9 protein-coding genes are annotated in these 5207 nt (G+C 64.2%); 8 read left to right on the forward strand and 1 reads right to left on the reverse strand.

Annotation, left to right across the window (positions count from 1 at the left end; genetic code table 11):
• The 5 genes from HW554_RS19980 to HW554_RS20000 form a co-directional block, all read left to right on the forward strand.
• Positions 1-269: hypothetical protein (locus tag HW554_RS19980; protein ID WP_218134804.1), on the forward strand; the 269-nt coding region annotated here is incomplete at its 5' end.
• Entirely contained in the window at positions 266-754 is a 489-nt protein-coding gene (locus HW554_RS19985) for a hypothetical protein (protein WP_176910293.1), read from the forward strand. The genes HW554_RS19980 and HW554_RS19985, both read left to right, overlap by 4 nt.
• 2 nt (positions 755-756) lie before the next feature.
• The gene (locus tag HW554_RS19990) at positions 757-1260 is read left to right on the forward strand and encodes a hypothetical protein (RefSeq protein WP_176910294.1); all 504 of its coding nucleotides are present in this window, start codon (positions 757-759) and stop codon (positions 1258-1260) included.
• Complete coding sequence (locus tag HW554_RS19995) at positions 1254-1433, forward strand: hypothetical protein (protein WP_176910295.1); 180 nt, start codon at positions 1254-1256, stop codon at positions 1431-1433. The genes HW554_RS19990 and HW554_RS19995 overlap by 7 nt, the downstream gene beginning before the upstream one ends.
• The gene (locus tag HW554_RS20000; RefSeq protein WP_176910296.1) at positions 1433-1876 is read left to right on the forward strand and encodes an ASCH domain-containing protein; all 444 of its coding nucleotides are present in this window, start codon (positions 1433-1435) and stop codon (positions 1874-1876) included. The genes HW554_RS19995 and HW554_RS20000 overlap by 1 nt, the downstream gene beginning before the upstream one ends.
• A 42-nt stretch (positions 1877-1918) precedes the next feature.
• Here HW554_RS20000 and HW554_RS20005 read toward each other — a convergent pair whose 3' ends face one another.
• Complete coding sequence (locus tag HW554_RS20005; RefSeq protein WP_176910297.1) at positions 1919-2101, reverse strand: hypothetical protein; 183 nt, start codon at positions 2099-2101, stop codon at positions 1919-1921.
• Positions 2102-2330: 229 nt separating this feature from the next.
• Between HW554_RS20005 and HW554_RS20010 the strand changes: the two genes are divergently transcribed.
• From HW554_RS20010 to HW554_RS20020, 3 genes are read left to right on the forward strand one after another with little or no spacing between them, the layout of a single operon-like run.
• Positions 2331-3254, forward strand: coding sequence for a Lin1244/Lin1753 domain-containing protein (locus tag HW554_RS20010; RefSeq protein ID WP_176910298.1), 924 nt, complete (start codon positions 2331-2333; stop codon positions 3252-3254).
• Between the two features lie 12 nt (positions 3255-3266).
• Complete coding sequence (gene dnaB / locus HW554_RS20015) at positions 3267-4721, forward strand: replicative DNA helicase (protein ID WP_176910299.1); 1455 nt, start codon at positions 3267-3269, stop codon at positions 4719-4721.
• The gene (locus tag HW554_RS20020) at positions 4702-5196 is read left to right on the forward strand and encodes a hypothetical protein (RefSeq protein ID WP_176910300.1); all 495 of its coding nucleotides are present in this window, start codon (positions 4702-4704) and stop codon (positions 5194-5196) included. Before dnaB ends, HW554_RS20020 begins: the two co-directional genes overlap by 20 nt.
• Positions 5197-5207 lie beyond the last annotated feature (11 nt).

Consider the following 5207-nt stretch of genomic DNA (forward strand, 5'->3'; position numbering starts at 1 on the left):
GCTGGCCGAAATGCGGGCTGCTACCGCTCGGCTGCATGATGCCAGCTAAGCCACCGGCCGGCATATACCGCAGCACCCAGGACGGGTGTACCCGCCGGGTGTACTGGCTTACCAGCGGCCCGGAGCGCGCCCCGGTGCATACGCTTTACGCGGCCCGCACCCGCCCCGGCCAGCCCGAGGAAGCCCCTTACGTGCTGGAGCTGGATTACTTCACTAAGCGCCTGGCTGGCTTCGGCTGCTGGGTGCTGCTACCTGACCCTACGATATGAGCGCCACCCTTCCCACTATCCGCCCCGCCGCCAAGCCGACCATGAAGCTCGATGAGTTCGGCCGGCAAGTCGTGCCCCGCCTCATTGGCCAGACGCTGAGCCCCGACGCCGTGGACAAGACCATGATTATTAGCTCCCTTATGGCCCAAGCCGTGCGCCACTACGAAGCCTATGATGCCGAGCTGCAGGCCATGCACTTCACGGCCGCCGACGTGCTGCCGTTCCTGACCGATGCCCAGGCCGAAGAGGTAGCCGGCAGCGCCAATAAGCAGGACCGCATCATGGGCGGCGTGAACCGGCTGCTGAAAGAGGTCAAGAAGCGCAACCAGCTCATTATCGGGATGCTGCGCGACACCCAGACCCAGATGGCCTCGGCCAGTCCGGCCGCGCAGCTGCGGATGGTGAACCTGCTACGGGAGCAGCAGGGCTACGTGGCCCTGAAGAAGCTGCCCAGGAACGTCTCCGAAATCCTACAAACCGCCTAGCCATGCCTACCGAAAACTTCAACTACCGCAAGTTCATCACCGTCTGGAACCAGCGCAACCTGTCCGTACTCGACACGCACGACGTGGCCCGGCTACTCGAATCGGCCGCCAAGCTGCCCGGCCTACTCGACTCGTTCGCCGGTCAGGCCCTGGTACGCCGCGCCACGCTGGAGCTGGAGCGCCGCCGCCGGCCGCAAGACGAGCCGCCGGGACACCCGCCCATTGTGCTAACGCCACCAGCAGCACCGCCCGCGCCTGATTGCCTACGTGGGCCGGGGTGCTTACGAGGCCAGCAAACCCCAACCACAAGCATGAAGAAGCTCACGCCCCAAAACGCGGCCAGCTGGAGCCGCCCCGATCTGGTGGCCCGCGCCGCCGAACTACGCGCCGCCGAACTCGGCAGCCTCTACTCAAGCGCCGCCCGCACCGCCGAGCTGCGGCAGGTGCGGGTGCTGCTTCGTGCGTTGGCCCCAGCCGCCACCGGTAGCCCCGCCCCGCCGTGTTAGCCCGGCGCCTACACGCCCACGCCACCGGGCAACGCCAGCGGCGGGCTGCGTTCGCCGCCTGGCTGTGGGCCGTTACCGCCGACGAGCGCGGCCAGCGGCGGGCGCTACCGCAGGGCCGGGCGCTGCTGGCCGGGCCGGTCGGGATACATGAACGCGTTAGACACCTGAACTGATGAAAGCCATTAGCCTTATCCAGCCTTACGCCACGCTTATTATGCTTGGCTACAAATCATACGAAACCCGGTCCTGGACCACCAAACACCGTGGCCCATTGGCCATTGCCGCAAGCGCCGGCAAGCCAAAGTGGGCGCGGGAGGTAGCTGAGAAAGATCCGATTGTTTCGGCACTTCTAGCCAAGCACAGCTTGACGTTCGACACGTTGCCACGCGGCGGCATCGTCGGCACCTGCCAAGTCGGCGAAATGAATCCGACGGATGGGTTCAGCGAATTGAGTGACACAGAGCGCGCATGTGGGGATTATGGCCCCCGGCGCTGGGCATGGACGCTCTACGATGTGCGGCCTTTGCCAAGGCTAGTCGGCTGCAAGGGCGCACTCAGCATCTGGCAGGTGCCCGACGCTATTGCCGCGTTGGTCGAGCACGCGCTTGCCGCCTAGCCCCACCTAACCCGCCCCGCCTGATGCGCCCCACCCGCCGCCTCAAGTGGCGGAAGGTGCTGCGGGGGCGGGGAGGGCTGCACGGTCGGCCGCCAGCAGCGACTTGATGAGGCCCGCCAGTGTCAGCCCGCGCCGTTTGGCGTGGGCCTGGTAGGCGGCCTTTTCTTCCTCCGAGTCGAAGGTGAAGGTAACAGAGCGGGCTACCCGCGTGGCGGTCTTATTCATGGCCGCAAAAATACACGTGTATTTCTTACTTCTTACTTGCACGTGTACTACACGTGTGGTATCTTTGGAGTAAGCAACAGCGAACGGCCCTGGCAGGGGCTTGACCGCGAGTAACGGGCTGCGTCATCAGCCTTTGCAACGACTTCACAAGGCTGCCACCTTGCACCGAAGCCGCCTTAGCCCCCGCAATGACGTGCGGAGGCGGGCGGTTTCTTTTTTTTCGGCAGATATGAATCCCTGGATACAACATGAAGCCACGGCCCGAAGCAACGCCCGCATCCTGGAGCTGCGTGCCGAGTGCGGGTGGGCGGGCTACGGAATGTGGTGGGCTATCGTGGAAAACCTGCGCATGGCCCCCGGCTATCGGCTTAGTAATACAAAGCTGGGGGGGCTGGCGCTCGACTTGGCAATGCCCGCCACTGATGTGCGAAAATTGGTAGATACGCTACTCGAAATCGGCCTGATTGAAACCGAGGAAGAGGGCGCTTTCTTCTACTCTACTTCTGTCCGCCGCCGGCTCGAATCACTTGACGCCAAGCGCGCCGCGCTGGCCGAAGCCGGCAAGCGCGGGGCCGCCAAACGGTGGGCGCCCAATGCCGAGGCTACGGTTGACGCAGAGGCCGTGCCAGTAGCCGAGCTAAAGCCACCCCATGCCGAACCGGATAGCCACCCCATTGGCGAGGCCAATAGCCCCCCTATAGCATTTAGAGTAGAGAAGAGTAGAGAAGAGTTGAAAAGAGAAGAGCAGGCTAGCAAGCAAGGCGCGCAAGGGAAGGCTTCGCCAGTTGACAAGCCCGCCAAGGTAGTCGAGTACCGCTACGACGATGCGCCCATTTTTCTAGCTGCCAACTTCTACGCTTACCTCGATGAGATTGGCTTCCCCAAAGTAGACAAGGCCCGCTACCTGCTGCAGATTCAGACCGTGGGCCGCGACAAGGGCATTGAAGTAAGCGACGATAAGTGGCGCGCCTTTATCCGCACCTTCCTCAACAACGACCTGAAAGCCGGCCGCCTGATTGATTCGGCCCCCGCCGGCGGCTACTCCGGCGCAAAGCCGGTGCAATCCTTCAACGGCCCGGCCCCGACGCCCACCCACACCGGCTACAGCATCGCCGCCAAGCTGCAGGACCAAAAAACCAACCTCTACCTCTAGCCCCCGCCCATCGTGAACTTCACCCACCTACCCTTACACGATGAGCAGCTGGAGCGGGCTGTACTCGGGGCTATGCTGACCGATACCCATGGCCTGCGCACGGCCCTGGCCCTGCTACGGCAGGGGCCGGCCGTGTTCTACAACGAACGGCACCAGTACATCTACACCGCCATGGCCGCCCTGCATGCGGCCGGCCAGTCGGTCGACCCGCTCAGCGTCATTCGTCAGCTCACCAGCGACGGTAAGCTCAGTAAAGCCGGCGGCGGCGGCGACATCATGCAGCTGGTGGGGCATGCTGGTTCGGCGGCCAAGATGGACACGCACACCCGGTTTCTGATGGAGCTGTTTGCCAAGCGCCGCATGGGCCAGATGGCCCGGGAGCTGGCCGAACGGTCCGGCGACCCCACGGCCGACCCGTTTGAGCTACTGCGCACGTTTCAGACCGGCATCAACAGCCTGCACGATACGCTGCAGGTAAAGCCCGCCCTGGGCCTGGCTGACTTGTATCATGGCGTCGTCGACTCCATCGTGCAGGCCACCCGCATGCCGGGCGGCGTTACGGGGGTGCCGTCGGGCATGCCCTCGCTTGACCGGGTAACCGGCGGCTGGCAGCCGTCTGACCTGATTATCATTGCCGCCCGGCCCGCCATGGGCAAAACCACGCTGGCCGTGTTCATGGCCCGGGTAGCGGCCGATGCCCAGCGCCGCCGGGGCCTGATCGTGACGCTGGAAATGAGCGCCGCCCAACTCGTGCTGAAGATGATTGCCACCGAAGCCGGCTATTCCACCTCGCAACTCCGCAAGGGCCTGTTGGATGGAGGCGAGCAGGAGGCAGAGGCCATTCGGGAAAAAGCGGCGGCCCTGCTTAGCGTGGGTCTGCACATCGACGACACGCCCGGCATGAGCATCGGGGAGCTGCGGGCCAAGGCCGCCAAGATGCATGCTGAGTCGCCGCTCGACTTTATCGTCGTTGACTACCTGCAACTGATGAGCGGCAACGGCACTGGCGGCAACAGAGAGCAGGAAATCAGCCAGATCAGCCGGGGCCTGAAGATGATTGCCAAGGAACTCAATATTCCCGTGCTGGCCCTCTCGCAGCTTAGCCGGTCCGTGGAAACGCGGGGCGGCAGCAAAAAGCCGATGCTGTCGGACCTGCGCGAGTCGGGCGCTATTGAGCAGGATGCCGACGTGATTGTCTTCCCCTTCCGGCCCGAATACTACGGCATCAGTGAAGATGAGGAAGGCAACCCGACCAAGGACACGACGGAAATCATTATCGCCAAGCACCGCAACGGCGCCCTGGCAAGCGTGGTGGTCAGCTCGCGCATGGACCAGGGCCGCTACGCCGACCTCGACACCATGGCCGCAAGCCCCAGTACGCCGGCCCCTGCCGAGGCGCATGCCATGGCCACCGCTATCAGAACTTCCACCCGCTCAGACTTCGACGATGCTCCAGCTCCCTTCTAGTTCCGCCCCGGTGGCCGTACTGCAGGCCCCGCCCGTTGTGCCCGATTCGCTCCGCGCCCTGGCCGCCCGGCAGTTGCACGAGCAGCTATCAGTACCCGCCCCGGTTAAAATCTACATGCAGCGGGTGGCGCGGCTGATGCGCAACATGCAGCTGGTCGTGCTTGACCGGCAGGACAGCCGCCGCCCGTCGACCGGCGGCGCTACGCCCTGCGGCATTGAGTGGAGCCGGCTGCTGGTAGAGTTCGACGGCGCTGTCTTCGAGTTGCGCGACGCCTACGCGGCCCTCAACCAAAGCCGTCGGCAAGTGAAGGCGCTGCCCGCCGGAACAGCGGAATCCTTCTACGAAGACAAGCTGCCGGCCTTTGAAGCATGCATGCAGCCCGCCTTTGCCGCCATGGATTCCGCCTTGCTACGCTGGGAGGCAGTCAGCATCAAGTACCTGCAGATGATGCAGGGCACCTACCGCGCCGCCTAACCAGCCCCACC

It is taken from the genome of Hymenobacter lapidiphilus (genome assembly GCF_013377885.1).
Lineage (GTDB): Bacteria > Bacteroidota > Bacteroidia > Cytophagales > Hymenobacteraceae > Hymenobacter > Hymenobacter lapidiphilus.